This window comes from Zobellella aerophila, from assembly GCF_039539325.1.
GTDB lineage: Bacteria > Pseudomonadota > Gammaproteobacteria > Enterobacterales > Aeromonadaceae > Oceanimonas > Oceanimonas aerophila.
Genome location: NZ_BAABCX010000002.1, coordinates 419,046 through 444,662, shown reverse-complemented (window position 1 = coordinate 444,662; position 25,617 = coordinate 419,046). Strand labels below are relative to the sequence as shown.

23 protein-coding genes are annotated in these 25,617 nt (G+C 60.8%); 16 read left to right on the top strand and 7 right to left on the bottom strand.

The features are described from left to right. Positions 1-50: 50 nt before the first annotated feature. From ABD806_RS09715 to ABD806_RS09685, 7 genes are all read left to right on the top strand, one after another. Positions 51-1,025: an ABC transporter permease gene (locus tag ABD806_RS09715; protein WP_344957344.1), complete on the top strand. Its 975-nt coding sequence runs from the start codon at positions 51-53 to the stop codon at positions 1,023-1,025. Between the two features lie 20 nt (positions 1,026-1,045). Then, entirely contained in the window at positions 1,046-2,029 is a 984-nt protein-coding gene (locus ABD806_RS09710) for an ABC transporter permease (protein WP_344957342.1), read from the top strand. Between the two features lie 11 nt (positions 2,030-2,040). Next, the gene (locus ABD806_RS09705) at positions 2,041-3,039 is read left to right on the top strand and encodes an ABC transporter ATP-binding protein (RefSeq protein ID WP_344957340.1); all 999 of its coding nucleotides are present in this window, start codon (positions 2,041-2,043) and stop codon (positions 3,037-3,039) included. Continuing rightward, positions 3,039-4,046 carry an ABC transporter ATP-binding protein gene (locus ABD806_RS09700; protein ID WP_344957337.1) on the top strand — a complete coding sequence of 336 codons (1,008 nt, stop codon included), beginning with the start codon at positions 3,039-3,041 and terminating at the stop codon, positions 4,044-4,046. Before ABD806_RS09705 ends, ABD806_RS09700 begins: the two co-directional genes overlap by 1 nt. A gap of 422 nt (positions 4,047-4,468) precedes the next feature. Beyond that, on the top strand, positions 4,469-5,563 hold the full coding sequence (hppD, locus tag ABD806_RS09695) for a 4-hydroxyphenylpyruvate dioxygenase (RefSeq protein ID WP_425583096.1): 1,095 nt from the start codon (positions 4,469-4,471) through the stop codon (positions 5,561-5,563). Positions 5,564-5,696: 133 nt separating this feature from the next. Then, positions 5,697-7,085: a sodium-dependent transporter gene (locus ABD806_RS09690; protein ID WP_344957335.1), complete on the top strand. Its 1,389-nt coding sequence runs from the start codon at positions 5,697-5,699 to the stop codon at positions 7,083-7,085. A gap of 124 nt (positions 7,086-7,209) precedes the next feature. Next, complete coding sequence (locus ABD806_RS09685) at positions 7,210-8,439, top strand: Glu/Leu/Phe/Val dehydrogenase dimerization domain-containing protein (protein ID WP_344957333.1); 1,230 nt, start codon at positions 7,210-7,212, stop codon at positions 8,437-8,439. Between the two features lie 33 nt (positions 8,440-8,472). Here ABD806_RS09685 and ABD806_RS09680 read toward each other — a convergent pair whose 3' ends face one another. Continuing rightward, positions 8,473-8,955 (bottom strand): Lrp/AsnC family transcriptional regulator, encoded by a 483-nt coding sequence (locus tag ABD806_RS09680; RefSeq protein ID WP_344957331.1) that lies wholly within the window; start codon positions 8,953-8,955, stop codon positions 8,473-8,475. A gap of 130 nt (positions 8,956-9,085) precedes the next feature. Here ABD806_RS09680 and hppD (ABD806_RS09675) point away from each other — a divergent pair, with 130 nt between their 5' ends. The 3 genes from hppD (ABD806_RS09675) (at position 9,086) to ABD806_RS09665 (ending at position 11,972) form a co-directional block, all read left to right on the top strand. Next, positions 9,086-10,189, top strand: coding sequence for a 4-hydroxyphenylpyruvate dioxygenase (gene hppD / locus ABD806_RS09675; RefSeq protein ID WP_425583095.1), 1,104 nt, complete (start codon positions 9,086-9,088; stop codon positions 10,187-10,189). A gap of 163 nt (positions 10,190-10,352) precedes the next feature. After that, positions 10,353-11,720 (top strand): sodium-dependent transporter, encoded by a 1,368-nt coding sequence (locus ABD806_RS09670; protein ID WP_344957329.1) that lies wholly within the window; start codon positions 10,353-10,355, stop codon positions 11,718-11,720. Positions 11,721-11,816: 96 nt separating this feature from the next. After that, on the top strand, positions 11,817-11,972 hold the full coding sequence (locus ABD806_RS09665) for a hypothetical protein (RefSeq protein WP_344957327.1): 156 nt from the start codon (positions 11,817-11,819) through the stop codon (positions 11,970-11,972). A gap of 380 nt (positions 11,973-12,352) precedes the next feature. Here the strand turns inward: ABD806_RS09665 and ABD806_RS18025 are convergent, their stop codons facing one another. Together ABD806_RS18025 and ABD806_RS09660 are read right to left on the bottom strand one after the other, a co-directional pair. After that, positions 12,353-12,538, bottom strand: coding sequence for a BCCT family transporter (locus ABD806_RS18025; RefSeq protein ID WP_425583110.1), 186 nt, complete (start codon positions 12,536-12,538; stop codon positions 12,353-12,355). Between the two features lie 270 nt (positions 12,539-12,808). Beyond that, a complete protein-coding gene (locus tag ABD806_RS09660) occupies positions 12,809-13,420 on the bottom strand; it encodes a LysE family translocator (RefSeq protein ID WP_344957325.1) in 612 nt (203 codons plus the stop codon). 192 nt (positions 13,421-13,612) lie between these two features. On the opposite strand from ABD806_RS09660, the gene ABD806_RS09655 reads away from it, so the two are divergent. Then, positions 13,613-13,957, top strand: a complete 345-nt coding sequence (locus ABD806_RS09655; protein WP_425583094.1) for a DMT family transporter — start codon at positions 13,613-13,615, stop codon at positions 13,955-13,957. 288 nt (positions 13,958-14,245) lie between these two features. Here the strand turns inward: ABD806_RS09655 and ABD806_RS09650 are convergent, their stop codons facing one another. Together ABD806_RS09650 and ABD806_RS09645 are read right to left on the bottom strand one after the other, a co-directional pair. Beyond that, the gene (locus ABD806_RS09650; RefSeq protein ID WP_344957322.1) at positions 14,246-15,607 is read right to left on the bottom strand and encodes a sigma-54-dependent transcriptional regulator; all 1,362 of its coding nucleotides are present in this window, start codon (positions 15,605-15,607) and stop codon (positions 14,246-14,248) included. Further along, positions 15,604-17,499, bottom strand: coding sequence for a sensor histidine kinase (locus tag ABD806_RS09645; RefSeq protein WP_344957320.1), 1,896 nt, complete (start codon positions 17,497-17,499; stop codon positions 15,604-15,606). Before ABD806_RS09645 ends, ABD806_RS09650 begins: the two co-directional genes overlap by 4 nt. A gap of 278 nt (positions 17,500-17,777) precedes the next feature. Between ABD806_RS09645 and ABD806_RS09640 the strand changes: the two genes are divergently transcribed. The 3 genes from ABD806_RS09640 to ABD806_RS09630 all read left to right on the top strand — a co-directional run bounded on the left by ABD806_RS09640 (position 17,778) and on the right by ABD806_RS09630 (position 20,950). Further along, positions 17,778-19,184: a cytochrome ubiquinol oxidase subunit I gene (locus ABD806_RS09640; RefSeq protein WP_344957318.1), complete on the top strand. Its 1,407-nt coding sequence runs from the start codon at positions 17,778-17,780 to the stop codon at positions 19,182-19,184. A 1-nt stretch (position 19,185) separates the two neighbouring features. Further along, complete coding sequence (cydB, locus tag ABD806_RS09635; RefSeq protein WP_344957316.1) at positions 19,186-20,181, top strand: cytochrome d ubiquinol oxidase subunit II; 996 nt, start codon at positions 19,186-19,188, stop codon at positions 20,179-20,181. Between the two features lie 274 nt (positions 20,182-20,455). Then, positions 20,456-20,950 carry a hypothetical protein gene (locus ABD806_RS09630; RefSeq protein WP_344957314.1) on the top strand — a complete coding sequence of 165 codons (495 nt, stop codon included), beginning with the start codon at positions 20,456-20,458 and terminating at the stop codon, positions 20,948-20,950. A gap of 128 nt (positions 20,951-21,078) precedes the next feature. Here ABD806_RS09630 and ABD806_RS09625 read toward each other — a convergent pair whose 3' ends face one another. After that, a complete protein-coding gene (locus ABD806_RS09625) occupies positions 21,079-22,563 on the bottom strand; it encodes a Na+/H+ antiporter NhaC family protein (RefSeq protein WP_344957312.1) in 1,485 nt (494 codons plus the stop codon). A 103-nt stretch (positions 22,564-22,666) separates the two neighbouring features. Then, positions 22,667-24,094 carry a glutamine synthetase family protein gene (locus tag ABD806_RS09620; protein WP_344957310.1) on the bottom strand — a complete coding sequence of 476 codons (1,428 nt, stop codon included), beginning with the start codon at positions 24,092-24,094 and terminating at the stop codon, positions 22,667-22,669. A gap of 189 nt (positions 24,095-24,283) precedes the next feature. Between ABD806_RS09620 and puuD the strand changes: the two genes are divergently transcribed. Beyond that, complete coding sequence (gene puuD, locus ABD806_RS09615; RefSeq protein WP_344957308.1) at positions 24,284-25,039, top strand: gamma-glutamyl-gamma-aminobutyrate hydrolase; 756 nt, start codon at positions 24,284-24,286, stop codon at positions 25,037-25,039. Continuing rightward, positions 25,036-25,602: an HTH-type transcriptional regulator PuuR gene (gene puuR / locus ABD806_RS09610; RefSeq protein WP_344957306.1), complete on the top strand. Its 567-nt coding sequence runs from the start codon at positions 25,036-25,038 to the stop codon at positions 25,600-25,602. The genes puuD and puuR overlap by 4 nt, the downstream gene beginning before the upstream one ends. The last annotated feature ends 15 nt before the right edge of the window (positions 25,603-25,617 follow it).

Below are 25,617 nucleotides of genomic sequence, written 5' to 3'. Positions count from 1 at the left end.
CGGGGGCCGGCAGTGAAAGTGGCTTTGCAATTGCGAATCAAAGGAGTGAGATGATGTTGGCTTTTATCATACAGCGGCTGCTTCAGGCCTGCGGGCTGATGCTGACGGTGGCGCTGATTGCGTTCACCATGTTTCAGTTTGTCGGGGATCCTATCGACGGCATGTTGCCCGAGAGCGCAACCCAGCTGGAACGGGATCAACTGCGAGAGGAGCTGGGCCTGAACGACAGCGTGATTACCCAGTACGGACGCTTTGTCGGTAATATCGCCCAGGGGGATTTCGGGATCTCCTACTACAACAAGATGGAGGTGCTCAACCTGATCCTCGAACGACTGCCCGCTACCCTGGAACTGGTGTTCGTGGCGGTGGTCATTTCGCTGGCGGTGGGCCTGCCGGCTGGGGTCTGGGTATCCCTGTCGCGCAACAAGTGGCTGACCAGCCTGGTGCAGACCATTTCCCTGATCGGCGTGTCCCTGCCCAGCTTTATCGCCGGTATTGTGCTGATCATCGTGTTCTCGGTCTGGCTGGGCTGGCTGCCTTCCCATGGCCGGGGCGACATAGTGGAGTTCGGCTGGTGGAGCAGCGGCCTGTTCAGCAAATCGGGCTGGGCGTCGATTATCCTGCCGGCATTGTCACTGGCGCTGTTCATGATCACCATGGTGATGCGTCTGGTGCGCAGCGAGATGAAAGAGGTGCTGCGCACCGACTACATCAAGTTTGCCAAGGCCAGGGGCATCAGGCAGCGCAGTATCAATTACACCCATGCCCTGCGCAATTCCCTGCTGCCGGTGATCACCATCATCGGCCTGCAGATTGGGGGTCTGATCGCCTTTGCCGTGGTGACCGAGACGGTGTTCCAGTGGCCGGGCATGGGGCTGTTGTTTATCCAGGCGGTGAACTATGTGGATATACCGGTGATCTCCGCCTATCTGGTGTTTATCTCCCTGATATTTATCTGCATCAATACCCTGGTCGATATTCTCTATCGGGTGATCGATCCGCGCCTGAAAACCGCTGACCGCTAAGCACAAGGACGAGGAAACCTATGGAAATCAACACCACCAAGGCGGCCCTGACCGGCCGCAACAGTTCCCGGCCTGGGGGGCTGCAAAAGATATGGCAACGACTGCTGGCGGCCTGGGACAGCGACATCGCCTATAACTTCAGGACTTCCCGGCTGACGGTGTTCGCCACCGGGGTGCTGGCACTGCTGCTGTTCGCCGGCATAGGCGCGTCCCTGCTGGCCCACTACGATCCCTTCGATATGGCGGCCTTCGACCTGATGGACTCCGAGCTGCCCCCTTCCTGGGTGGAAGGCGGTGAGGCCCGCTTCTGGTTGGGTACCGACATTCAAGGGAGAGACGTCTATTCACTGATCCTCCACGGTTTACAGGTGTCGCTGATCGTCGGCTTTATCAGTGTGCTCTGTGCCATGGCCCTGGGGGTGACCCTGGGCGTGGTCAGCGGCTACTTCGGGGGCATTATCGACGCCCTGATCATGCGCCTGGCCGACGCCATGCTCAGCTTTCCCACCATCATGTTCGCCCTGCTGGTGAGCGGCGCGGCGCGGGGCCTGCTGCCCCAGGAAATGCATGATCAGATGGCGGTGTACATCATCGTTATTTCCATCACCCTGACCGGCTGGATGCAGTATGCCCGTACCGTACGCGGTTGCACCCTGCTGGAAGGCAACAAGGAGTATGTGCAGGCCGCCAAGGTGATGGGCAGTAACAACATACGCATCATGTTTCAGCATATTTTGCCCAACGTGCTCAGTCCGGTCCTGGTGCTGGCCACCCTGCACCTGGCGCTGGCGGTGCTGACCGAGGCGACCCTGTCGTTCCTCGGGGTCGGCATGCCACCGCATCAGCCCTCGCTCGGCACCCTGATCAACGAAGGCAACAAATACCTGTTCTCCGGTCAGTGGTGGGTGGTGCTGTTCCCGTCCCTGGTGCTGGTGGTGCTGGCCCTGTCGGTCAACCTGGTGGGTGACTGGTTGCGTGACGCCCTCAATCCCAAGCTGCGTTAAGGAGCAAGACAATGGAAAATGCGAGCAATAAGCGCGGTGAGGTGATCCTGGAAGTCGATGATCTGTGCATCGAGTTCACCCATCGCAAGGGCAACTTGAAGGCGATACAGCATGTGTCGTTCGAGATGCGGCAGGGCGAGATCCTCGGGGTGGTGGGCGAGTCGGGGGCCGGCAAGTCGCTGACCGGCTCGGCGATTACCGGACTGCTGGAGGCGCCGGGACACATCGCCGGCGGCGAGATCCGCCTCCATGGCGAGCGCATCGACAACCTGGACGAAGATCGGCGGCGTCTGCTGCGCGGCAAGGAAATCGGCGCCATCTTCCAGGATCCCCTGACCAGCCTGAACCCGGTGCTGACGGTGGGCAAGCAATTGATCGAAACCATTCAGACCCACCTGCCCCTGTCTTATGAGCAGGCCAGGCAGAAGGCGCTGAACCTGATGAAGGAAGTGGGCATACCGGCGGCCGAACAGCGCATCGATCAGTATCCCCACCAGTTTTCCGGGGGCATGCGCCAGCGTATCGTGATTGCCCTGGCGCTCTGTGTCGAGCCCAGGGTCATTATTGCCGATGAGCCGACCACGGCGCTGGACGTGTCGGTGCAGGCCCAGGTACTGCAGCTGCTGCGCCGGCTGTGCAAGCAGCATCAGGCCTCGGTGATGCTGGTGACTCATGACATGGGGGTTATCGCCGAGATCTGTGACCGGGTGGCGGTGATGTATGCGGGCCGGCTGGTGGAGATAGGTCCGGTCGAGGCGGTGCTCAAGTCGCCCAGTCACCCCTATACGGTCGGGCTGATGGGCTCGATCCCGCGTATTGGCGTGCGTGAGCCGCGGCTGTCGCAGATCCCCGGGTCCATGCCCCGGCTCAATGCCATTCCCACTGGCTGCGCCTTCAATCCGCGCTGCCCCAACAGCAGTGCCGAATGCCGGCAGCATGAGCCGGCACTGAAAGCGGTGGGTGACTCCCGGGTTGCCTGTCTGAAAGTGATGGAAGAGGAGCTGGTGTGATGAGTGAGATTGTCGAGGAAAGAGGCCTGCTGGAGGTTCGCGACCTGCATATCAAGTTCGATATCTCCAAACCCCTTGTACACCGGCTGCTGAACCGGGCGGAAAAAACCTATGTGCACGCGGTGCGCGGCATCGACTTCAGCATCCGCAAGGGGGAGACCTTCAGCCTGGTGGGCGAGTCCGGTTGCGGCAAGTCGACGGTGGCCCGCCTGCTGTCGGGCTTGTACCAGCCGACCGACGGCGATATCAGCTATCAGGGCACCGTGCTGGCCGAGGCCAGCCGTGAGCAGCGGCAGTATATCCGCCGCCGCTGCCAGATGATCTTCCAGGATCCCTTCGCCAGCCTGAATCCGCGTTGGAAGGTGGAGCGCATCATTGCCGAGCCGCTGGTGCTGTTCGGCATGATAAAAAGCCGGGAAGAAGGTCGGCGGCGGGTGGGCCAGCTGCTGGAGCAGGTGGGTCTGGCGGCGTCGGATATGGACAAGTTTCCCCATGAGTTTTCGGGCGGCCAGCGTCAGCGTATCTCCATCGCCCGGGCGCTGGCCGGCGAGCCCGAGTTCCTGATCTGCGATGAACCGACCTCGGCGCTGGATGTCTCGGTGCAGGCGCAGGTGCTCAACCTGATGAAGGATCTGCAGGATGAGTTGGGGCTGACCTATCTGTTTATCAGCCATGATATGTCGGTGGTGTCCCACTTCTCCGATCGGGTGGGCATCATGTACCTGGGCCGGCTGGTGGAAGTGGGCACGGTGGAGGAGGTGTTCAACCGGCCCCGGCACCCCTACACCCGCATGCTGATGGACGCCATCCCCAGCATGGATGTGATCCACAAGGAGCGGACGCCGGTGACTGGCGAGGTGCCCAACCCGATCTCGCCGCCCTCCGGTTGTGCCTTTCACCCCCGATGCGCCTTTGCCACCGACCAGTGCAAACAGGCCACACCGGCGACGCAGGGTATCAGTGCCACCCAGCAGGTGGCCTGTCATTATCCCTTGTCTATCAGTTGAATAAGGGTGCCTGAACGCCGTTTTATCATCGGCATTTTTGGGTAGCATCCATCTTGAACATTTAAATATCTGTCGTCTCTTTGCCGATAATGGCGGAGAGACGACACCGCTTTCCTTCCTTTCTATCGCTGCAATGGCCCGCCCGGGCCCGGATGAAGGAGCCGACTGTTTCCCCTGGTACCCGAGTGGGCCGGTATGGCCGCCGGGTATTTCCCCGATACAGCCGATAAACGGGCAGGTTGAGGCACTTGCGCCGCTTTCCGCGTGTTTCTCGCGATACGGCCCCTAGATACGCAACATTCGCGCAAAACCATCAACTTATTAGTAACATATTGCAAACAAATTATGTTCTCCATGCTTTATGCTGTTTCCGTCTTGTAATTTGGCATGCAGATGGATGCCTTTGGCTATTACGGAGAATAATGATGATGACAGATACCCTGGTTCAGACAAAAACGGCTATATGGGATAACCCCTTGGGCACGGACGGATTCGAGTTCGTGGAGTACGCCTCTAACCAGCCGGAGCAGCTGGCGATACTGTTTGAACGCATGGGCTTTGTGGCCATCGCCAAACACAGGAGCAAGGATGTCACCCTGTATCGCCAAGGCGACGTCAACTTCATCCTCAATGCCGAGCCGAACAGCCAGGCCCACCGGTTTGCCGGTGCCCATGGTCCCTGCGCCAACGCTATGGCGTTTCGGGTCAAGGACGCGGCGGGCGCCATCAAGCGGCTGGCGGCCAACGGGGCCAAGGTGGTGGCCTCCGGCGCCGGCCCCATGGAGCTGCATATTCCGGCCATCGAGGGCATCGGCGGTTCGCTTATCTACCTGGTCGACCGCTACGGCGAGCAGAGCATCTATGACGTGGATTTCCGTCCCATCCCCGGTGTGGATCAGCATCCCCGGGGCGTGGGCCTGACCTATATCGATCACCTGACCCACAATGTGGCCATGGGCAACATGGATGTCTGGTCCGGCTTCTATGAAAAACATTTCAACTTCCGGGAAATCCGCTACTTCGATATAGAAGGCAAGCTCACCGGCCTGAGATCCCGGGCCATGACCAGCCCCTGCGGCAAGATCCGCATCCCGATCAACGAATCTGCCGATGAAAAGAGCCAGATCGAAGAGTTCCTGCAGCAATACAAGGGTGAGGGCATCCAGCATATCGCCCTGGGCACCCAGGATATCTATCGGACGGTGGAAACCCTGCGGGCCGGCGACATGAGCTTTATGGCCACTCCCGACACCTATTACGACAAGCTCGACGCCCGCCTGCCCGGTCACGGCGAGGATGTCGCCCGCCTGCGGCGGAACCATATCCTGATGGACGGCGCGCCGACCCAGGGCCAGGGACTGCTGCTGCAGATCTTCACCGATACCGTGATCGGCCCCATCTTCTTCGAGATCATCCAGCGCAAGGGCAACGAGGGTTTCGGCGAGGGTAACTTCCAGGCGCTTTTCGAGTCTATCGAGGAGGATCAGATCCTCCGCGGCGTGCTCAAGGCCGAATAAGCTCTTGTTTTGACCACAGCCACTTTTTCATGTTTGAAAACAGTGGCTAATCAGTGGGGCAGGAGAACGACCGCTTCCGGAATGTCAATCCGGGGCGGCGCCTGCCCCGGTACAGCGAAAAGGAGGATAAGCTGTGTCTGTGGTAGCAACGAATGTTCAGGGTAAAACACAAGCCGGGGCAAGCCCCGCATTATGGTCCGGCCGGTTCGCCTTTATCATGGCGGCAGTGGGGTCGGCGGTGGGACTCGGCAATATCTGGAAGTTTCCCTATATCACAGGCGAGAACGGCGGCGGCGCCTTCGTGCTGGTGTACCTGGCCTGTATCGCCGTGATCGGCCTGCCGATCATGATGTCCGAGGTGATGCTGGGGCGGCGGGGCGGCAAGAGCCCGATCGGCGCCATGGCGGCGGCGGCCGATGGTGAGGGCCGCAGCCGTGGCTGGGCGGGTATCGGCATCATGGCGACCCTGGCGGCATTTATCATCCTGTCCTTTTACAGCGTGATCGCCGGCTGGACCATGCCCTATATCGCCGAGGCGTTCGGCGGCGGCTTCGAGGGCATTGCCGCCGAGGATTCCGGGGCCCTGTTCGGCGGCCTGCTGGCCTCGCCGGGCCAGCTGTTGCTGTGGCACACGGTGTTTATGGGGCTGACGGTGCTGGTCTCCGCCGGCGGCGTACGGCACGGCCTGGAACGGGCGGTCACCTGGTTGATGCCAGCGCTGTTCGTGCTGTTGCTGATCCTGGTGGGCTATGCCATGACCACCGGCCATTTCGGCGCGGCGGTCGGCTTCCTGTTCAAACCCGACTTCTCCAGCCTGACCGCCGAGTCCATCCTGGTCGCGCTCGGCCATGCCTTTTTCACCCTGAGCCTGGCCAGTGGTGCCATGATGGCCTACGGCGCCTATCTGAAGAAAGATATCTCCATCGCCCGTACCTCGGTGACGGTGGCGGTGATGGACACGGGGGTGGCGTTGCTGGCGGGGCTGGCGATCTTCCCCATCGTGTTCGCCCATGGCCTGGAGCCGGGTGCGGGGCCGGGGCTGATCTTCGTCACCTTGCCGGTAGCCTTCGGGCAGATGCCGGGCGGCAGCTTCTTCGCCACCCTGTTCTTCGTGCTGCTGCTGTTCGCAGCCTGGACCTCGTCGATTTCCATGCTGGAGTCGCTGGTCAGCTACCTGAACGAAAAAGGCGTGAGCCGGGTCAAGGCCGCTGTGGGCGGCGGCATAGCCGCCTGGCTGGTGGGCATCACCACGGTGCTGTCGCTCAACCTATGGTCGGACCTGACCCCGCTGGATATGTGGGCGCAGTTCGAGGGCAAGACGCTGTTCGATATCTATGACTACCTGACCGCGAACATCATGATGCCGCTCGGCGCCCTGCTGACCGCCCTGTTCGTCGGCTGGAAGATGAAGCCGGTACACTCGGCTGCCGAGCTGGGCCGCTGGCACGCCGTCTGGTTCCCGGTGGTGCGCTATCTCTCGCCCATCGCGGTACTGATCGTGTTCTATTTCAACCTGAGCTGATCCTCAATGCCATTCATCCCGTTTACAGCTGACTGGCATCGGAACCTCTCTCCCTGTTGTTAATGACTCTTCGGGCCGCCCGGCGGCGGCCCCGCCTTTCCTTATACCCATTTTTGAGGTCGTCATGAAAACCTTGCTGAATCAGTTTGAACAGAAAAAGCCGGAAATCGTCTTCGAGTGGCACGACAGCGAAACCGAAGCCAAGGGCTGGGTGGTGATCAACTCGTTGCGCGGCGGCGCCGCCGGTGGCGGCACCCGCATGCGCAAGGGCCTGGATCGCCATGAAGTGGAATCCTTGGCGAAGACCATGGAAGTGAAGTTTGCGGTGTCCGGCCCGGCCATCGGCGGCGCCAAGTCGGGGATCGACTTCGATCCCCAGGATCCTCGCCGGGACGGGGTGCTGGACCGTTGGTTCAAGGCGGTGGCGCCCCTGCTCAAGGCCTATTACGGCACCGGTGGCGATCTCAATGTCTGTGAAGTGCAGGATGTGGTGCCCCTAACCGAGCGCTATGGCCTCTGGCATCCCCAGGAAGGGGTGGTCAACGGCCATTATCATCCGGGGGTAAGCGGGCAGATCCAGAAGCTGGGGCAGCTGCGCCTGGGGGTGGCCAAGATAGTGGAAGACGGCCGCTATACCCCCGAGCCCCAGCGCAAGTACAAGGTGGCCGATCTGATCACCGGCTGGGGGCTGGCCGAGTCGGTACGCCATTATTACGGTATCTATGGGGGCGAACTGGCCGGCAAGCGGGTGATAGTGCAGGGCTTTGGCAATGTGGGGGCGACGGCCGCCTATTACCTGGCCCGGGAAGGCGCCAGGGTGGTCGGCATCATCGACGCCACCGGCGGGGTGATCTGCCAGCAGGGATTAAGCTTCGAGCAGCTCAAGAGCCTGTATCTGAACAAGCAGGGCAACAAGCTGGTCGGACCCGAGGTGATCGGCTTCGAGCAGGCGCAGGACGCCCTGTGGCGGCTGCAGGCCGATATCTTCCTGCCGTGCGCCGCCTCCCGGCTGGTCAGCCAGGCACATCTGAATACCCTGATCGAAGGGGGGGTCGAGCTGATTTCATGCGGCGCCAATGTGCCTTTCCAGGATCAGGAGATCTTCTACGGTCCCGTATATCAGGATGCGGATGAACGGCTGAGCGTGATCCCCGATTTTATCGCCAACTGCGGCATGGCCCGCGCCTTTGCCTTCCTGATGCAGACGGACGGCGACATCACCGATGAGAGCATTTTCGAGGATGTCTCCAAACGCATCGGCGATGCCTTGCAGCGGGTACACAACAACAGCAGCAAGCGCACCCGTATCGCCGCCACCGCCTTTGAGGGCACCCTGCGGGAACTGGTGGACTAAGCCATCGGGAAGCGATTGTACTGCCGGGCTGGGTCAGACCCCTACCGGCAGCACGGTAGTGCATTTCAGCTGGTCCAGCAGGATATTGGAGCGGATGTTGGACACCATTTTCAGGTTCAACAGCTGGTACATCATGAAATCTGACAGGCTTTTCAAATCGGTGGCCACCACCTTCAGCACATAGTCCGCATCGCCGGTCACGCTCCAGCACTCCAGTACCTGGGGATAGTGCACTATGGTGTGGCGAAACTCTTCGGCGATACGCTCGCCGTGCCGGTCCAGGGTGATGTTGATCAGCGCGGTCACATGCAGGCCGATCTTTTCCGGGTCCAGGTGGGCGACATACTTCTGCACTACCCCCAGCTCTTCCAATTTTTGCCGCCGTCGCTGGCACTGGGACGGCGACAGATGCACCAGCTCGGACAGTTCCACGTTGCTGAGCCGGCCATTTTCCTGCAGTGCCTGCAGCAACCGGGCGTCCTGGCGATCCAGTTCTACTTCCTGCGAGTTTTTCACGATAAATCACACCTGTGCGCAACATACGTGCAAAAAACTAAACTTATGTATAGCAAGTTGCAAATAAATTATCCGTCCAGGCGTTGTGCTGCGACACGCAGATAGATGATTTTGGCTATGAAGGAGAATAATGATGATGACTGATCCCCATACTCCGGCAAAAGCGTCTATATGGGAGAATCCCATGGGTACCGACGGCTTTGAGTTCGTGGAGTACGCCTCCAACCAGCCGGAACAGCTGGCACAACTGTTTGAACGCCTGGGTTTTGTGGCCATCGCCAAACACCGGAGCAAGCAGGTGACCCTGTATCGTCAGGGCGACATCAACTTTATCCTTAATGCCGAGCCCAACAGTCAGGCTGAGCAGTTTGCCAGGGTGCACGGCCCCTGTGCCAACGCCATGGCGTTCCGGGTCAGGGATGCGGCCGGCGCCATCAAGCGGCTGGCGGCCGGGGGGGCCAAGGTGGTGGCCTCCGGCGCCGGCCCCATGGAACTGCAGATCCCGGCCATCGAGGGTATCGGCGGTTCGCTTATCTACCTGGTCGACCGCTACGGCGAGCAGAGCATCTATGATGTGGATTTCCGCCCCATCCTGGGGGTGGATCAGCACCCGTCAGGGGTGGGGCTGACCTATATCGATCACCTGACCCACAATGTGGCGATGGGCCATATGGATCTCTGGGCAGGCTTCTATGAACGGCATTTCAACTTCCGGGAAATCCGCTACTTCGATATCGAAGGCAAGCTCACCGGCCTGAGATCCCGGGCCATGACCAGCCCCTGCGGCAAGATCCGCATCCCGATCAACGAGTCCGCCGATGAAAAGAGCCAAATAGCCGAGTTCCTGCAGCAATACAAGGGGGAAGGCATCCAGCATATCGCCCTGGGTACCGACGATATTTATTGTACGGTGGAAACCCTGCGGGCCGGCGGCATGAATTTCATGAGCACGCCGGATACCTATTACGACAAGCTGGATGCCCGCCTGCCCGGCCATGGGGAGGATCTGGCCCGTCTGCGTAAAAATCGTATCCTGATGGACGGCGCACCGATCCAGGGCCAGGGGCTGCTGTTGCAGATCTTCACCGATACCGTGATCGGGCCCATCTTCTTCGAGATCATCCAGCGCAAGGGCAACGAGGGCTTCGGCGAGGGTAACTTTCAGGCGCTCTTTGAGTCTATCGAGGAGGATCAGATCCGCCGCGGTGTGCTTAAGCAGGGCGACCCCGGATAAAATTGGGTGATGAGACCGGCATAAATCTGATTTTTCCAGTGGTTGCCATTTTTTATTTTATCCATAAATGGCAAACTAGCAGGACATACTGTCAGCCATCCTTTACACCTGGTGCGAGGATGGCTGATATTTTTTGTGGCCAGTGACAGGAGTAGCAGTTTCCGTGGCGGAGAATAATCAGCGGGCGGGTAACCCGGCCCAGTGGTCCAGCCGTTTTGCCTTTATCATGGCGGCGGTCGGCTCGGCGGTCGGCCTGGGCAATATCTGGAAGTTTCCCTATATCACGGGTGAGAACGGCGGCGGCGCCTTCGTGCTGGTGTATCTGGCCTGTATCGCCGTGATCGGCCTGCCGATCATGGTCGCCGAGGTGATGCTGGGTCGCCGCGGCGGCAAGAGCCCGATCGGCACCATGGCGATGGTAGCCGGTAACGAGGGGCGTTCCCGGGGTTGGGCCGGGGTCGGCATCATGGCCACCCTGACCGCCTTTATCATACTGTCGTTCTACAGCGTGATCGCCGGCTGGACCATGCCCTATATCCTGGCGGCGGTCGGCGGCGATTTCAGCAACATAGCGGCGGAAGAGTCCGGCGCCCTGTTCGGCGGCCTGCTGGCCTCGCCGGGCCAGCTGTTGCTGTGGCATACGGTGTTTATGGGGCTGACGGTGCTGGTGTCCGCCGGTGGCGTACGGCACGGCCTGGAGCGGGCGGTCACCAAGCTGATGCCGGCCCTGTTCGTGCTGCTGCTGATCCTGGTGGGCTATGCCATGACCACCGGCTATTTCGGCGAGGCAATCGGCTTCCTGTTCCGTCCCGACTTTTCCGCGCTGACCGCCGAAGCGGTGCTGGTGGCCCTGGGCCATGCCTTCTTTACCCTCAGCCTGGCCAGCGGCGCCATGATGGCCTACGGCGCCTATCTGCAAAAAGACGTCTCCATCGCCCGCACCTCGGTGGTGGTGGCTATCATGGATACCGGCGTGGCGCTGCTGGCGGGGCTGGCCATCTTCCCCATCGTGTTCGCCCACGGGCTGGAACCCGGAGAGGGTCCGGGTCTGATCTTCGTCACCCTGCCGGTGGCCTTCGGCCAGATGCCGGGCGGCAGTTTCTTCGCCACCCTGTTCTTCGTGCTGCTGCTGTTCGCCGCCTGGACTTCGTCCATCTCCATGCTGGAATCGCTGGTCAGCTACCTGAACGAAAAGGGCGTGAGCCGGGTCAAGGCAGCGGTCGGCGGCGGCCTGGTGGCCTGGCTGGTGGGCATCACCACAGTGTTGTCGCTCAACGACTGGTCCGGCTTTACCCCGCTCGCCATGTTCGAGCGCTTCGAGGGCAAGACGTTGTTCGACCTCTACGACTTCCTCACCGCCAATATCATGATGCCGCTCGGCGCCCTGATGACCGCCCTGTTCGTCGGCTGGAAGATGAAACCGGCTAACTCGGCCGTCGAGCTGGGCCGCTGGCACGGGCTCTGGTTCCCGGTGGTGCGTTACCTCTCGCCCATCGCCGTGCTGATCGTGTTTTATTTCAACCTGAAGTAACGGCGGATACCAGAGAACCATGGGGGCGGGGCCGCCCCCATATTATTCAGTAAGCGACTATCACATCTTCTTATCAAGGTAGCCGGAGATTTTTATGTGGAAACGGGCAGGGCCGATTACCTGGTCTACAGCACGGCAAAACCCTTGTCGGCCTCGGCCTGCACCTTTCGTGACTGGCTGCTGAATGATGCCGAGGCGGATATAGGACGGCTGGATGTCATCGTCAACAATACGGATGTGCGGGTTGACTGAATCTGTTACCGGGTAGTTTGCTTCATTGCCTGTACGAGAGGGCCCGCCTGCGGACCCTCCGAGTCATGGGACATACGACTCAACCTTGTGGTGTTGCGAGCGCCACGGCCTGTGCCTCGATCAGGTATCCGGGGGCGGTCAGTGCCGACTGGACAAGAAGACGAAATCATTCGCCGCCACCGCCTGGCTCATGCGCGGGCCGCTTTCTCTACGCTGGATAGTCGTCATGCTGTTCTCCAATGGGATTCGTTGACTGAATGCTGCAATAAATGGGGGCGGGAATCATTCCGCCTGGGTTCAGGCCACGTTATCCTGGGCGTTGGCGGTTTGCCGTTTGGCAAAGGCGGATTTGAGGGTACCGACACACATCAGTATCATGCTCACCGAGAAGGGCAGGGCGCCGATGACCATTGCCTTCTGGATGCCCCCAGGTCGCCGATATAGGTTGAGAACGCAAAGCCGGTGGATCCGAACAGGATAAATACCGCCAGCAGAATAAAGGACGGCGTCAGGTTGATGTTACTCAGCCATTTGACGCCCTTGCCGACGCCGGTCATGGCCGACAGGGTGGACAGGCTATTCCGGCTTTGATTTGATCAACAACGCCGCAGGAATGTGTTGTGCACTTGGCTGGTGGTGGGGAGCAGGCGGGGAGATAGATGTAACACAAGCACTTTTGAACTCTATATCAAAAACAGGAGGGATATGATGACGGCGCCTTCCATCCAGCATACGAAACGGATGCCGACGGTGCCGTGATGATTTATCGCCCGCAGGCGCCCCACGGGGCGCCTGCGGGCGAATATGACGTCGTTAGCGACATTGACACGGGTTATTTAACGGGCCAGCGGCAGCCAGCCGCCGAGCAGCACGAACAGGCTGGCGCAGACGCGGTTGAAGCGGCGTCCGCTGCGGGCCAGCCAGGTGCGGGTGCGCTGGGCAAAGCTGGCAATCAGTACTTCGGTGACAAACTCGGTGAGCGCGAAGGTGGCCGCCATCACCACGAACTGGATGAGCAGCTGGCGCTCGGGGTCGATGAATTGTGGCAGAAAGGCGGCGAAAAACAGCACCGCCTTGGGGTTGGTCAGCGCCGACAGCAGGCCCTGGCGAAACAGGGGGTAGCCGCCGCGATAGCCGGCCTGGTCGCTCTGCTCGGCGGTGGGGGCGGGGGCCCGCCAGAGCTGGATGCCGAGCCAGATAAGATAGCCGCCGCCGATGATTTTCAGGGCCATAAACAGCGTCGCCGAGGCCTGCAGCAAGGCGCCTATGCCGAACAGCGACAGGGCGATGACGATGGCGAAGCCGAGGGCGCCGCCGGCCACGGTAAACAGGGTCTTGCGCCGGCCGTAGAGGGCGCCGTGACTCAGCGCCAGCAGGCTGTTGGGGCCGGGGGTGAGTGACAGGCCGATCATGGCGGCCAGGTAGAGAAGCCAGGTGTCCAGGGCCATCGTTGTGTCTCGGATCAGGGTAAGGGGAGCAACAATATAGCAGCAATGACCGGCCTAATTCGAGTGGCCCCCGGAGGGGCAAGGCGGATTTTATTGCTTTTTCAGGCCGCAGGCATGGCTTTTCTTGCCCATGACTGGGTAAGCTAGCGGGTTGGTTATTCTCTGTTTTATGGGGCCGTTACCATGGTGCAAATGTTAGCCGCAATACCGCCGATGACGGCGCTGGTGATCGCGATTGTCTGCGAGGTGATTGCCACTTCCATGTTGCCGAAAACCGAGCAGTTTACCCAGCCGCTGGCCACGGCCATCGTCTTGCTGGGTTACGGTGCGGCTTTCCTGCTGCTGTCGGTCACGGTGAAAACGGTGCCCATCGGCATTGCTTATGCCATCTGGTGCGGTGCCGGTATCGTGCTGATCGCCCTGATCAGCTGGCTGTGGCATGGCCAGCAGCTGGACGGTTTCGCCATCCTGGGCATCGGCCTGATCCTGGCAGGCACGGCGGTGATCAACCTGTTCTCTTCGGCGGTGCAACACTGAGTCAGAAGCCTGGCGTCTGGCCATAACGCTGTCTGCGTTCCCATGCAGAGCATGGAAACGAGGGTCCCAAACTGCACACTAGGCGAGTGTTTACGGCTGCTCGCTTATGGCTTGCCTCTTGGTCACAAGTCTGTCGGTTTGTTATGGCGTACTCTGTGACGGTCGGCTGAGCTCCCAGGGAGGGTTTACGGCGTGTTGGCGGAGTAGTGCCCTTTGTCCTCTTTCGGGCTGTCATCAAAGCCAACAAAAACTTGTGACCAAGTGACAGGCCTACGGCTTTGTTTTAGCTCAAAGCCCATAGCGCTCTATCTTCTTCAGCAGTCCCTGGCGGGAAAGCCCTAACGCCTGGGCGGCGTGGGTGCGGTTGTTGTCGAAGCGCGCCAGGGCCTCGCCGATAAGCCGAATTTCCAGCGCCCGTACCTGGGCATCCAGGCTGTCGCCCGGCCGGGCGGAGGAGCCGGCGGTTTGCGACTGGGCATCGGGATAGAGCAGGGCGATGTCTTCCAGGCTGATGACGCCGCCCTGGGCGATGGCGGCCACGCTGTCGAGGGCGCTTTTCAGCTCGCGCACATTGCCCGGCCAGTCGCGGCGGATAAACCAGTTGAAGGCATCGGTATCGGGACGCAGGGAGGGCGCTCCGCCGTCCCTGGCCTGCAGTTCGAGAAAATGGGTGATCAACAGGGGAATATCTTCGGGCCGCTCGGCCAGGGGCCGGGTTTCTATGGTTACCCCCTTGATGCGATAGAACAAATCCTCGCGAAATTCTCCCCGGCTCACCTTGTCGGGTAAGTCCGCATTGGTGGCCGACACCAGCCGCACGTCTATGGTTTCCAGGCTGCGCCCGCCGACCGGGTAATAGCTGCCTTCCTGCAGCACCCTCAACAACTTCACCTGCATCGCCAGCGGCATCTCGCCTATCTCGTCCAGGAACAGGGTACCACCGTCGGCCAGCTTGAGCAGGCCGTCGCGGGCCTTGTCGGCGCCGGTGAAGGCGCCCTTGGTATGGCCGAACAGCTCGCTTTCCAGCAGCTCGGCGGGAATGGCTCCGCAGTGCACCGAGATAAAGGGGGCGCCGGCGCGCTGGCTGAGATCGTGGATGGCCTTTGAGATCACTTCCTTGCCGGTGCCCGAGGGGCCGGTCACCAGCACCCGCACATCGGTGGGCGCGATGCGGCTGACCAGGGCGCGGATATTGTCCATCGACGGGGAGGCGCCGATCAGGGTGTCGAGCGCGGATTTCTTGCCCAGGTTATCTTTAAGCGCACTCAGCTCCCGGGCCAGCTGGTGCTTGGTCAGCGCCCGTTTGACCACCACCGCCAGCATGTCCGGATCTATGGGTTTGGTGAGGAAGTCCCAGGCGCCCTGGCGCAGGGCTTCCAGCGCCAGTTCCCGTTCGCCGTGGCCGGTGAGGATGATCACAGGCCGATCGGCAAACTGGGGGACCGCCGCCAGGGTGTGCATGGGATCGAAGTGGGGCGGCAGCGACAGGTCCAGCAGGATCAGATCGGCGTCGAATGACTGCAGCTGACCCTGCAGGGCGTTCAGATCGGCTCCGCTTCTCACCTCATAGCCGGCCGCCTTCAGCCACTGATCACAGAGGGTACGGAAGGCCGGTTCATCGTCGATCAACAGTATGCGTGCCTGGTTCATGTGTGGTCTCCCTCGGGGAAAAGCAGTTCAAAGCTGACGTTCCAGCCCAGATCGTTGCGGTAGCGGATACGGCCGCCATGGGCATCCATGATACGGCGCACTATCGCCAGACCCAGCCCGCTGCCGCCGCTGCGTTTGCTGACGAAGGGACGGAACAGGCTGTGGCGCATCTCGGGCGCAAGCGCGGGGCCATTGTTATGCACCCGTATGCTGCCGGCACGCTCCCCCGCCTCGATACGGATGATGCCGCCGTCCTGGTTGCGGACAAAGGCCAGGGCATTGTCGATCAGGTTGGTAAACACCTGCTGCAGCCGGTAGGGATCGGCGTTGATGACCAGCTCGGCGGGCAGGGCGCACTCGAGGCGGGCCTGCTGCCAGTCAAACTGGTGGCTCAGGCTGTCGATCAGGTCTTTCAGCCGTACCGGCTGGCGCTGGATCTGGATTCGGCCGGAATAGGACAGCATATCGGAGATCAGCCGGTCGGCACGCTTGAGCTGGTTCTGGATCATCGCCTTGCGATCGGGATCCAGGCCTGCCGAGGCCATGGAAATAATATTGAGCGGGTTGCGCATTTCATGGGCCATGGCGGCGGACAGGCCGCCTAGCTCAACCAGGTGTTGTTCCGCCAGCCGCTTGCGCTCGGCTTCGGCCAGCTGCAGGGAGCGCTCCAGCACGCCGCAGCGGGTCGCCAGCAGCGAGGCGAACACCTCGGCGGCCAGGCGCAGCCCGGGAGTGACGTCGTCCCAGCCCGCCAGCTGGGAGCGCCAGCCCTGGGGCTGATGGTGGCAGATCAAGCGGGGGGCCGGATTGATGCCCGTGCGGTGGGTGAGGGCTTCCCCCTGCTGATAGAGGTGCACCGAGACGGGCTGGCCCATCTGGCGGGAGATCAGGGTTTCGGCGATGGTTACCAGCTCGGTCCAGCTGTTAGCCTGGCGTAACCGGGCCAGCCACATATCGAGCAGCTGTTCGTTGAGGTGGATGCCCGGATAGATAAGCCGTTCGACCAGCTTGCCGACCGGCTGATAGAGGGCCACGGCCAGGGTCAGCATCAGCATGGAATAAAGCCAGAGCTGCCATTTGGGCACATTGGCAAGGGCCTGCATGCCGAATTGTCCGGCGAGCGAGCTGAGCAGGGCGATCAGTCCCAGCACCAGCAGCGTCATTAGGGTCCATAACAGGGCCCGGTTGGCCCAGGCGTTGACTTCCAGCATCTGATAACGCACCACCCCATAGACTAGCAGCACTATGTATGAGGGCAGCAGCAGCATGGGGTAGGGATACCAATAGAGACCCATTGAGGGGAAGATAAAGCTGGTGGCCAGCCACAGTCCCCAGGCTCCGGCAGCAAACATGGCGGCGATGGAGCGGCGGCGGTTGCCCCTGTGGATGCCGAACCCCCACAGCAGGATGGCGTGGGCCAGGATGCCGATGACCACCGTATAGGCGATATTGAACCAGCCGGCGCCCTGGAATACGAAATAATGGCGGAAGTGGCCGAATTCGATCACCTTGCCGCCGGTGAGCAGCAGGCTCAGCAGAATCACCAGCAGGCTGGTCGAGTAGAACAGGCTCCGGCGGCGGGCCAGCCAATTCAGCCAGGGGCGGCTGCCCGGGCCCTGGTTGACGAAGCCGATGGCGAAGTCGAGGAAAAAGGTCGGCATCAGCGGATTGGTGAGGATCAGCGCGGCGCCCAGGGCCTCCAGGCCGTGAAAGACGGCGACATGGCCGGCGCACCAGAGTGCCATCATGATGCCGAAGCCGGCCAGCGCCTTCATGCTGCGCTGGCCGCGGGCACGCCAGAACAACCAGGCCGACACTATCAGCGCGCAGGCGCTGGTCAGTATCATCATCAATTCGAAGGCAATATCCAGCGCCATGGTATCGGATCCCATTCTGTAAACGTCGTTGACACTTAACGGCCCAGGAACTGTAAACCTTGTTGTCGATCGGGGCAAGTTTTCGCCACTTTTTTGATCCAAGGCAAGGCAGGGTAAGGCGTTTGTCTTTATGGCATGCTTTCTGCAGTTAAGTTGGTCATCATCAGATAAGGGAATGACTTACCATGGATATGACCGCGTTAGTAATTGAATTTTCTGCCATCTTTATTGTGCTGGGCCTGGCTACCCTGCCGGCCGCAATCAACCGTTACCATCGTCGCTAAGGGGGAGTAATGGAATTAGATGCCGCCATACTGTCGCGAATCCAGTTCGCCTTCACGGTCAGTTTTCATATTATTTTTCCGTCGATCACCATCGGCCTGGCCACCGCCATCGCCATCTGGGAAGGCCTGTGGCTGAAGACCCGCAATCCGCTTTATTTCCAGCTGGCGAAGTTCTGGATTAAGCCGTTCGCGATTACCTTCGGTATGGGGGTGGTCAGCGGCATAGTGCTGTCCTACGAGTTCGGCACCAACTTCTCCAAATTTTCCGAACTCACCGGTCCCGTGCTGGGGCCGTTGATGGCCTATGAGGTGCTGACCGCCTTCTTCCTGGAGGCCGGCTTCCTCGGCGTCATGCTGTTCGGCTGGCAGCGGGTCAGTGAAAGGCTGCACTTCTTCGCTACCTGCGTGGTCGCGGTGGGCACCTGGATTTCCGCCTTCTGGATCATCGCCGCCAACTCCTGGATGCAGACCCCGGCCGGCTACGAAATCATCGACGGCCGGTTCGAGGCCACCAGCTGGCTGGAGGTGGTGTTCAACCCCTCGATGCCCTATCGGCTGATGCATATGCTGCTGGCGGCGCTGCTTACCGGCACCTTCGTGGTGGCCGGGGTCAGCGCCTGGTATCTGCGTAACAACCGGGACCAGGACTTCGCCAAAAAAGGCCTGTCGATGGCCCTGTGGGCGGCGCTGATCCTGGCGCCGGTCCAGGCGCTGGTGGGGGACTACCATGGCCTGACGGTGAAGGAATATCAGCCGATCAAGCTGGCGGCGATGGAGGGCATCTGGCCCGAGCGGGAAGCAAGCGTGCCGCTGCTGCTGTTCGCCGTGCCCGACATGGAAAACGAAACCAACCACTTCGAGCTCAAGATCCCCAAGCTGGCCTCGCTGATCCTAACCCACAGCCTGGACGGCGAGCTGCAGGGGCTGAAGTCGGTGCCCGCCGACGAGCGCCCCAATGTGCCGCTGGTGTTCTACTCGTTCCGGGTCATGGTGGGCCTGGGGGTATTGATGATCTGGGTGGCGCTGCTCGGCCTGCTGCTGCGGCGCAAGGAGCGGTTGTATGAGCACAAGGGCTTCCTGGCCCTGGTCAACCTGATGATACCGGCGGGGGTGCTGGCCACCCTGGCCGGCTGGTATGTGGTGGAGGTGGGTCGCCAGCCCTGGCTGGTACAGGGGCTGGTGCGGACCATGGATGTGGTGTCGCCGCTGCCGGCGGAGCGGGTGCTGTTCTCGCTCACCCTGTTTGTGCTGACCTACAGCCTGTTGCTGTGCGTGTACCTCTATTTCATGGCCAAGCTGGTGCGTAAGGGCCCCCCGGATCGGGAGCACCTGGAGCAGCACCTGATCGGCGTGAATGCACCCGGCTTTGCCCTGGAATGGGTGAAAGATATCAAACACCAGAAGGCGGAGGCATAACATGGATCTGGCATTGTTTTATTACCTGCTGCTCGGCTTTGCCGTACTGATGTACGTGGTGCTGGACGGTTTCGATCTGGGTCTGGGCATCCTCTATCCCTGGTTCAAGGGTGAGGGGGAGCGGGATCATATGATGCGCTCCATTTCTCATGTGTGGGACGGTAACGAAACCTGGCTGGTATTCGGCGGCGTGGTGCTGTTCGCGGGCTTTCCCGCCGCCTATTCCGAGCTGCTGGCGACCATGTACACCCCGCTCATCATCATGCTGATCGGGCTGATCTTCCGTGGGGTTGCGTTCGAGTACCGGTTTAAGTCCCATAGATCCAAGCCCTGGTGGGATCTGTCGTTCTTCCTGGGTTCCACGGTGGCGGCCTTTTGTCAGGGATTGATCCTGGGGGCCGTGGTACAGGGTGTGGATGCCGGCGCGGGCGCGACCGGTGCCCTGGACTGGCTGTCGGCGTTCTCGGTGTTCACCGGCTTTGCGGTGATGGTGGCCTATGCCCTGCTGGCCTGCTGCTACCTGGTGCTGAAGAGCCGCGGCGCCATCATGGCCCGGGCCGCCCACCTGGGGCGGCAACTGGTGGTGGCCATCATGGTGATACTGGCGATCGTCAGCCTGTGGACCCTGATGGATAATGCCGAGGTACGGGCGCGCTGGTTCGACGGGCTCAACTTCCTGTTGTTGCTGCCGTTGCCGCTGCTCAGCGCGCTGTTCGGCTGGCTGCTGTATAAAGACCTGGACGGAAAGCCCCACGAAACCCGCCCCTTCTGGCTGGCGGTGGGACTGTTTATCATGGGCTTTATCGGCCTGGTGGTGGGGCTGTTCCCCTACCTGATCCCCCACCGGCTGACCCTGTGGCAGGCCAGCGCTCCCGATTCCAGCCTGCTGTTCCTGCTGCCGGGGATCTTGATCTTCCTGCCGCTGATTTGCGCCTACACCCTGTGGGGCTACCGCATCTTCGCCGGCAAGGTGGAAGACTTCGAGGAGGGCTACTGATGCAAACGCAAAAACGGCAGTGGCGCTGGTTCGCCGGTCTCTATGCGGTCAGCCTGCTGGCGCTGTTCGGGCTCAGCGGCCTGCTCAAGCTGCTGATGAGCATGCTGTAACTTTAAACAGGTCTCGCAAGAGGCCTTTTTATTGGCTGAAATAAAACGCCTCGTCTTTCTCCCCGAGGGCGCCCGGGGTCGGGCTATGCTTATTGGATGGGACACCCTGATGGCCGGGACTATGGTTGTCCGTGGCAGGGTGGTTCGCCGATGGGAGAGCAAAGATGTTCAGGTTTTCCTCTTTAATGCTGGGTACGGCCCTGATGGCAATGTCGGCGGCTGGGCAGGGCCTGGCCCAGGGTATGGACGGCGGTGATGCTGAGCTGATTGAGCGCGGCCGGTACCTGGTGAAGATAGCCGGTTGCAACGACTGCCATACGCCCGGTTATGCCCAGAGTGGGGGCATAGTCCCGGAAGCGCAGTGGCTGACGGGTGATCAGCTGGGCTGGCATGGATACTGGGGCACCACCTATCCGAGCAACCTGCGCCTCTATATGCAGGGCCTCTCTGCTGACGACTGGCTGCGGCTGGCCAAAACCAAACAACTGCGCCCGCCCATGCCCTGGTTTGCGCTGCGTGATATGACGGAGGCGGATCTGCTTGCCATCTACAGCCTGATCAGGCACCTGGGTCCGACCGGGGAGCCGGCACCGGCCTATGTGCCTCCCGGGCAGGAGCCTACTGAGCCCCTGGTCCGCTTCCCCGCCGCATCCCAATAGGCTTTCGGAGGGGACTAAAATTGACAGCTCCCCCTGGTGCTGATTCAGGAAGGGAATGAAGGTGGTAAAAAACGCAAACCCAGGCCAAGGCCTGGGTTTGCGTTTTTTAGTGGTGTGTTGAGGATAATTCAGGTCAGCCAGAAGCCGCCGATCAGCAGGGCCGTCAGGGTCAGCACGCCGCCGATCAGCGCATAGGGCAGCTGGGTCAGGGCGTGATCCATGGTGTCACAACCCGCCCCCTGTGCCGACAGCACGGTGGAGTCGCTGAAGAAACAGGCATGGCTGCCGAAGGCCGAGGCCGACAGCAGGGCACCCACCACTAGCGGCATGGGCACATCCATGGCCAGCCCCAGGGGCACCACTATCGGCAGGGAGATGACGAATACCCCCCAGCTGGATGCGGTGCTGAACACCACCGCCGCCATCACCAGGAAGATCAGCGCCGGCAGCAGCGCCGGGGTCAGGATCGGGGTGACGGTGTCGATGATATAGCTGGTCATGCCCAGCTGATCGTTGACCTCCTTCAGGATAAAGCCGGCACAGACGGTGGCCAGGGGATGGAGCATCACCTTGAAACCGTCCAGGGTCGCCTCAACCTGCTCGGTAAAGGACAGCAGCCGCTGGGCCGAATAGAGCAGCATGGTAAAGCCCAGCGCCACCAGTACCCCCTTGAGCAGGTCGATCTCGTAATAGACGCTGGCAAACACCAGCACCAGCATGGGCAACAGGAAGTTGAGCAGGCTCAGCCAGGTCGCTACCGGCCGGCTGGGTACATGATCCGCTTCGTCCTGCCAGCCCTCGGGGATCGGCTGACCGGCACGGGCGCGGGCCTCCGCCTGCTTCATGGCGCCCAGGTCGGGCAGACGATTGAAGGCGACCAGCGCCACCACCAGCAGGGCGGCCCAGCCGTACATCATGTAGGGAATGCTCTGGATATACAGTGACATGCCCTGGCCGGCGTCGGTCGCCCCTGACTCTTCCAGCAGGGAGGCAAAGAATACCGCCCAGGTGGAGACCGGCACCAGGATACAGATAGGCGCGGCGGTGGAGTCGACGATATAAGCGAGCTTTTCCCGGGAGATCTTGTAGGTATCGGTGATCTTCTTCATCGACGAGGAAACCGCCAGTGAATTCAGGTAATCATCGATAAACACCACCAGGCCCAGGCCCACGGTGCTGACCATGGCGCCGCGCCGCGAGCGGATCAGCCGGGTCATGACGCTACCGAAGCTGAACACACCGCCGCCCCTGGCCAGCAGGTTGATGAGCCCGCCCATCATGCCGCACACCAGAATAAGCCAGGCGATGGTTTCATCCATCATCACCTTCAGGGTGACATCGGCCAGCGGACTGACCAGATCCGTGGGATCGATCAACAGCAGCCCGACCAGGCTCCCCGCCAGCAGGGATTCCACCGTCTTGCGGGTCAGTACCGCCATGGTGATGACCGCGGTAGCCGGCAACAGGCTTAAAAAGCCGTAATCGCCGCCGTCCTGGTGATTCAGTCCGAGGAAGGCAAAACCGACAATCGCCGCCGCACAGACCGCCAAGCCGAGCCACAGGGACGGCCACTTCTCATTCCGGCCGAGGGCCAGGGTGTTATCTTGACTCATTAGCTTCTTCCTTTTATGGCATATCATCCCACCTGCCGATGGGATCTGACTCATCACTTCCTTATGAATAACGCCCTTGTCTGTTGTCGCATCTTGACCCGCCTCAGGCGTTTTTCAGCATCCACTCCAGTTCGATATCGGTCACCCGGCGCTCAAACTCGATCAGTTCATCGTATTTACAGGTGTGGTACACCCGCACGAATTCTTCTCCCAGATAGCGTTTCATCGGCTCGCTTGCGGCAAACACCTGCAGGGCGTCGCTCTGGCGGGTCGGGAAGGGCACGCCTTCCTGCTCCAGGCCGTTGCCGATCACGGGCGCAGGCAGCGGCAGGCTGTTGTCCAGACCATGTAGCACGCCGGCCAGCACCGCCGCCATTACCAGGTAAGGGTTGGCATCGGCCCCGGCAACCCGGTATTCGATGCGGCGGGCGTCGTCGTCACCACAGGGAATACGCAGGGCCACGGTGCGGTTGTTGTGGCCCCAGGACGCCTGGGTCGGCACATACATGCCCGGCTGGAAGCGGCGGAAGGCGTTGATATTGGGAGCCAGCAGCGCCATGGAGTCGGACATCAGGCCGAGCAGGCCGGACAGGGCCTGATGCAGCAGCGCCGAGTCTTCCCCGTCGGCGTCGGCGAACAGGTTGTTACCGGCCCCATCAACCACACTGATATGCACATGCAGGCCGCTGCCCGCATGCTGCTCATAGGGTTTGGCCATAAAGGTGGCATCCATTTCATGCTGTTCGGCCACCAGGCGGATCAGTCGCTTGATCGCCAGGGCGTGATCGCAGGCGGCGAGTACATCGTCGGTGTGGAACAGGTTGATCTCGAATTGGCCCGGGGCCGCCTCGGCGACGGCACCATCCGCCGGCAGCCCCTGCAGTTCCGCCAGATGGTCGATTTCCGCCAGTATGTCGGCGAAGTTGTTGAGGTTGTCGACAGAATACACCTGGCTGTGGGTATCCCGTTTCTGGGTCAGCGGCGAGCGTGGTGGCTGCAAGGCGCCTTCTTCATCCCGTTCCCGATCCACCAGGTAGAACTCGACTTCCATCGCCACCACGGGGTGCAGGCCACGGGCCTTGAGCATGTCCCATACCCGGGCCAGCACATTGCGCGGCTCCAGGGGGAAGGGTTGCTCGTCTTCGGTACTCATGGTCAGCAACACCTGGGCCACCAGCTCGGGATCCGCGGCCGAAGGCACTAGGGTGCCGGGGATCGGGAAACAGGGGAGATCCGGCTCGCCCAGATCCTGGCCGATACCTGTTTCCTCCACCACGTTGCCGCGCATATCCATGGCGAATACCGAGCCCGGGAAGAAGCAACCATATTCCAGTTTCTCCAGGGCCGACACCGGCATCCGCTTGCCCCGGAAAATGCCGTTCAGATCGGTGAGCAAGACATCCACATACTGGGTCTCGGGATAAGTAGCCAGATAGGCGGCCACTTCCTGCTCAAAAGGGCTGGCCTCGGCTGTCGTCTCGGGTAACGACATCGGTTTTGTTGAAGTCCGTTCTAAAAGTTCTGCTTGCATGATAGCACCGCTATTTTTACTGTTAAGAATAATCACCAAGAACAACATAGTTTTGTTTAATTTGTTTTTCAAGTGTTAATTATTATTGAGTGATTGAATGTTGGGTGCTAGATTTATTCATTATATTGAACGCTAATCCATGATTAAGCGTTTTTTGTTCAGAATATAGAGCAGGAGCAGAGAGAGTAGATGGTTTATATTTCGAACATGCCTGTGGTTGGTGTCATCATGTGCCGGCAGCCGGTGAAGGGCCATCCGTCCCATACGGTGCAGGATAAATACCTGAACGCCCTGCTCGATGCGGGCGCCATTCCACTGCCGCTGGTGCACGGCCTGCTGCAGGATGATCATCACCTGCAGCAGTTGCTGCCGTTGCTGGATGGCGTCCTGCTGACCGGCAGCCCGAGCAATATAGAACCCCACCACTATGGCGAGAGTGGTGATGAGCCCCATGTAGATCCGGGGCGGGATCGCCTGAGCTTCCGGCTCATCGATGAGTCCCAGCGGTTAAACATGCCGCTGTTGGGTATCTGCCGCGGTTTTCAGGAAATGGTGGTGGCCACCGGCGGCACCCTACATCGGCGGCTGCACGAGGTAGGCGGTTTTATCGAGCATCGGGAAGACAAAGATCAACCCCTGTCGGCGCAATATGGTCATGCCCACGCCGTAACGGCCTTGCCGGACAGCCTGCTGGCACGACTCAGCGGTGCCACCGAACACAGGGTGAACTCCCTGCATATGCAGGGGGTAAAGAGCCTTGGCGCCGGGTTGGTCGAGGAAGCCCACGGCCCCGATGGCCTGGTTGAGGCGGTGCGGCTGGTCGATCATCCTTTTGCCCTCGGCGTACAGTGGCATCCGGAGTGGCAGAGCCGTGACAACCCCCTGTCCCGCACCCTGTTCGACGGCTTTATCGGTGCCTGCCGCCGATATAGGGAGGAAAAATGACCGCCGCCCGTGATACCGGCCTCGCGCCGGGCAGCCGGCTGGCTCAGATACGCCAGCAGATGGGCCTTAGCCAGCGCCGAGTGGCCGAACTCTCCGGCCTGACTCACAGTGCCATCAGCACCATAGAGCAGGACAAGGTCAGCCCGGCTGTCAGCACCCTGCAAAAACTGCTGAAGGCCTACGGCATGTCCTTGTCGGCATTTTTTGCCGAGCAGGCGCAACCCAAACGCTCCCAGGTGGTGATCAATCCGGAACAGCTGATCGAAATCGGCAGCCGGGGGGTATCGTTCAAGCTGGTGCACAACGGCAACAATAGCCGGGGGCTGGGCTTCCTGATTGAAACCTACGAGGCCGGCACCAGCACCGGGGGCCTGTTGAAACATCAGGGTGAAGAGGTGGGTACCGTGCTGGAGGGGGAGATCGAGCTGATCGTCGATGGCGAGACCCATACACTGACGGCTGGCCAGAGTTATGTGATCGACACCGGCCTGCCCCATAACTTCACCAATAAGTCCGATCGGGTGTGTCGCATCATCAGCGCCCATACCCCGGCCAATTTTTAAGGAGTGCAGGGAGAA